At 44.1% G+C, this 1,799-nt stretch carries 1 protein-coding gene; it reads right to left on the bottom strand.

Annotated features, from left to right (window positions below; all coding sequences use genetic code 11):
* Nucleotides 1-287: 287 nt before the first annotated feature.
* Nucleotides 288-1,337 carry a group II intron reverse transcriptase/maturase gene (ltrA, locus tag BZG01_RS21245; protein ID WP_245870462.1) on the bottom strand — a complete coding sequence of 350 codons (1,050 nt, stop codon included), beginning with the start codon at nt 1,335-1,337 and terminating at the stop codon, nt 288-290.
* Nucleotides 1,338-1,799 lie beyond the last annotated feature (462 nt).

The following is a 1,799-nucleotide window of genomic DNA, read 5'->3' as shown; positions in this document are numbered from 1 at the left end:
TATTGACCGCCACTGTGCCTCTCACACCACCGTACGTACGGGTCTCGTATACGGTCCCGAGGAATCGGGATTAAGTTAAGGGGAATAAAGAATCACGTCTAACAGGCGTGATTTGTTTGTAAATGTCGAGCATAGATTCATAACCACGTTTCCGCAATCTTTCAAGGGTAATAGTCGTTCTCAGAATTGGACTCTGAGCTATCGCCCAACCACCCATTCGTGATCGACTCCATGCATAGGCTTGTCCTTGTTGAACGCCCAAGCGGATAAGGCTTCGCCTTTTCTTTTCAGGTTTCTTCTCCCGAGGATCGGTGCCATATACAATACCTGAGCCTGTTGCGCAACCAACCGTCAAGATCTTCGAGTTTGTTTTGAATACTTGCCATACGGAAGTTATTTACCCAACCTCGCTGAACCTCTTTCAGTTTTTGGATGCGTTCTTCAAAGCTCATCGGTGTCGTTTTACGAGTGATGGTTTTTAGCTTTTGTTTCAGCTTTTTCCAACTCTTGTCGGATACTACCAATTGGTACTTGCCCCGTTCACCTTTCTTATAGGTCGGCACAAAGTCAAAACCCAAAACGGTAAAATGAACAGGTCGCCGAATGCCACTCTTTTCCCGATTAATTGTCAACTTGAGTTTATTTCGTAAAAACTTGTAAACCTTGTTGCCAACTCTTCGGGCGGTAGCTTTCGATTTGGTATAAATACTAAAATCGTCGGCATAGCGGATAAATTTCAGTCCCTGTTTTTCCAGTTCCCGATCCAGTTCATGTAGCATGATATTGGACAGTAACGGACTCAGTGGACTCCCCTGCGGTACGCCTTTTCTGCGTTTGACCAACTTGCCTTCGATTAAAATCGGGGCACGCAGCCATTTGCGGATTAAACGCATTGTTGCTTTGCATTTGATCTTTCGATAAAGCAGTTGCAACAAATGACAATGATCCACTTCATCAAAGAAGGTCTTCAAGTCAATATCAACAATATGCTGATAGCCGTCGTTGATGTATCCCTGAGCTTTTATTACTGCCTGATGCAGGCTTCGGTTCGGTCTGAACCCAAAGCTAAAGTCCGAAAATTCGAACTCAAACTTTGCCGTGATAATTTGAAGTACCGCTTGTTGAAGCAAACGGTCGGTTACAGTCGGAATACCCAATAAGCGCATCTTCCCGTTCCCTTTTGGAATCTCTACTCCTAAAATGGCTTGTGGCAAATATTTACCCGAACGAACACTCTGTGTCAGTTCTGATTTGTCAATTGACATCAGATCTGAGAGTTTAGTCACGGGCATACGATCAACTCCAGCTGAACCTCGGTTCTTTTGGACTTGATACATCGCTCGCAGCAGATTCTTTCCTGTTAGTATTTGTTCAATCATTTTAGTTTACTTTTTCTTTTCCCTGTTCCGCTTAATGCAAAGCTAGAGCCTAAAAACAACAGCTTCTTTGCAACATTTGGAACAACTTAACGTTCAGCCCTTCACTGCTTCAGTGAGTCCTCCACAATCTCTATTTGTGGCTCGTTGTCTTACAGCTACTATGGCCTCGGCTGAGTTGCTCATAAAATAATTTCAAATGGCATTCGCGATTTCCGCTTCGCTCCAATTCTCACCATAACCAACACGTGGTTGATGAGATCTCCCTTGGTAAGGTAAATGTCCTTCCGTCTAATCCTGCGGGATCTACATAAATATCCTTTTGGTACTCGTTGGGCTTTGCAGTGATGTGCCTACTTACCCAGATAATTATGCCTCATATCCCGTTCCTGTTCGTCAGTTCAGACTTTTGCCGGTTGGCTT

It is taken from the genome of Labilibaculum manganireducens (assembly GCF_002843385.1).
Lineage (GTDB): Bacteria > Bacteroidota > Bacteroidia > Bacteroidales > Marinifilaceae > Labilibaculum > Labilibaculum manganireducens.
This window is presented reverse-complemented; position numbering and strand designations above follow the sequence as displayed.

Coding starts and splice junctions, on each gene's coding strand:
- ltrA (WP_245870462.1), bottom strand. CDS start 1,337: ATGTATCAAGTCCAAAAGAACCGAGGTTCAGCTGGAGTTGATCGTATG.